Genomic DNA, 2,127 nt, shown 5'->3' with positions numbered 1-2,127 from the left:
GCCAAGCGCTTCGCACAGGTCGCTGATTTCGGCGTTGGTCCCCAGTTTGGAGGAGGCTGCCCCCAGAACGTTCAGGATCATGCCTTTGAGGGGCAACAGCGCCTGAGTGTTGCGGTTGCGTGCCCCTTTGCCCGAGCCGCCCGCGCTGTCCCCTTCGACGATGAACAACTCAGTGCCTTCGCGGGTCTTGGACGTGCAATCGGTAAGCTTGCCGGGCAGGCGCAGCTTCTTGGTGGCCGTCTTGCGTGCGGTTTCCTTTTCCTGCCTGCGGCGCAGGCGTTCCTCGGCCCGCAGCACCAGAAAATCAAGGATCGCACCGGCGGATTTCGTATCCGCCGCCAGCCAGTTGTCAAAGTGATCGCGCACCGCGCCTTCGACGAATTTCTGCGCCTCAACGGTGGCAAGGCGGTCCTTGGTTTGACCCACGAATTCAGGTTCGCGGATAAAGCAGGACACCAGCGCGCAGCCGCCTGTTATCAGATCGTCACGGGTGATCTGCGCGGCCTTCTTGTTGTTCGACAACTCGCCATACGCGCGGATGCCTTTGAGAATCGCAGCCCAAAAACCCGCCTCATGCGTGCCGCCCTCAGGGGTCGGGACGGTGTTACAGTAGGACTGGATGAAACCATCGCGCGAAGGGGTCCAGTTGATCGCCCATTCCACCTTGCCCGGCGCGTTGAATTTTTCGCGGAAATCCACGACCCCCGCAAAGGGTTTTTCGGCGTAAGTAGAGGCTTTTCCAAGGCTTTCTGTGAGGTAGTCCGACAGGCCACCGGGGAAGTGGAAGGTGGCTGTGGTTGGCGTTTCACCGTCGTCGATTTCGGATTTCCAGCGGATTTCGACGCCGGAAAAGAGGTAGGCCTTGGAGCGGATCGATTTGAACAGACGCGCAGGTTTGAAGCGGTGCGAGCCGAAGATCTGCTCGTCCGCGTGAAAGGTCACTGTGGTGCCGCGCCGGTTCGGGGCTGCGCCGATTTTTTCAACGGGGCCAAGCGGGATGCCGCGCGAGAAACGTTGCTCGAACAGCTCCTTGTTGCGCGCGACTTGCACGACCATGGAATCGCTCAAAGCGTTGACCACAGAGGCCCCGACGCCGTGCAGGCCGCCCGATGTCTCGTAAGCATCGCCCGAAAACTTGCCACCCGCGTGGAGCGTACAGAGGATCACCTCAAGCGCCGATTTGTCAGGGAACTTCGGATGCGGATCAATCGGAATGCCGCGCCCGTTGTCGCGGATCACCATGGAATAATCGCTCAGTAATTCCACCTCGATACGGCTCGCATGGCCCGCCACCGCTTCGTCCATCGAGTTGTCCAGCACCTCGGCCACAAGGTGATGCAACGCGCGTTCATCTGTGCCGCCGATATACATGCCCGGCCGTTTGCGAACGGGCTCTAACCCTTCGAGAACCTCAATAGAGGAAGCATCGTAGTCGGTCGGCTCTTGGCCTGACAGAAGGTCGGTCATAATGCGGCTGCTCTTCTTCTTGTGCGAGTGTTGGGAGACATTATGGCAGAGCGCGCGCGAAGGGGGAAGGGATCGCTTGATAAAGAAGGGTGCCTTCGTCAAGCTGCTTGAGAAATATCAAGGGAGAGCGTGATGAGCTGGATCAAAACGGTGAGCTATGACGATGCGGCTGGCAAGCTGCGCAAGCTTTATGATCGGGTGAAGGGGCCGGATAATAACGTCGATAACATCATGATGGCCCACTCCCTGCGCCCCCATTCGATGGAGGGGCATATGGCGATGTATAAATATTGCCTGCATCATACGGGGAACACGCTGCCCAAATGGTATTTGGAGTGCATCGGGGTCTATGTGTCGTCCTTGAACGCCTGTTCCTATTGTGTGGAGCATCACTATCAGGGCATGCGCCGTTTGGTGGATGATGAGGACCGCTCGGTTGCTTTGCGCGCGTCGATTGAGGCGGACCGCGTGGCCGATGCGCCGCTGGATGCGAGGCAGATTGCAGGGATGGGCTATGCGCGGAAGCTGACGCTTGCGCCTGCGCAGGTGGGGGCAGCGGATATTGCTGCGCTGCGGGCCGCTGGGTTTGACGATGGCGAGATATTGGAGATCAATCAGGTGACGTCGTATTTCTGCTATGCCAACCGCACGGTATTGGGG

At 59.1% G+C, this 2,127-nt stretch carries 2 protein-coding genes; one reads left to right on the top strand and one right to left on the bottom strand.

Features of this window, described 5'->3' with window-relative positions; translation table 11 throughout:
- A partial coding sequence (locus WBC85_RS07185) for an ATP-binding protein (protein ID WP_424434521.1) occupies positions 1-1,470 on the bottom strand: 1,470 nt, incomplete at its 3' end.
- Between the two features lie 129 nt (positions 1,471-1,599).
- Between WBC85_RS07185 and WBC85_RS07180 the strand changes: the two genes are divergently transcribed.
- Positions 1,600-2,127, top strand: a 528-nt coding sequence (locus tag WBC85_RS07180) for a carboxymuconolactone decarboxylase family protein (RefSeq protein ID WP_424434518.1), incomplete at its 3' end; no start/stop codon positions are given.

Origin of the sequence: Planktotalea sp., from assembly GCF_049680325.1 — a bacterium.
GTDB lineage: Bacteria > Pseudomonadota > Alphaproteobacteria > Rhodobacterales > Rhodobacteraceae > Planktotalea.
The sequence above is the reverse complement of the archived record's forward strand: the minus strand, read 5'-3'. Positions and strand labels throughout refer to the sequence as shown.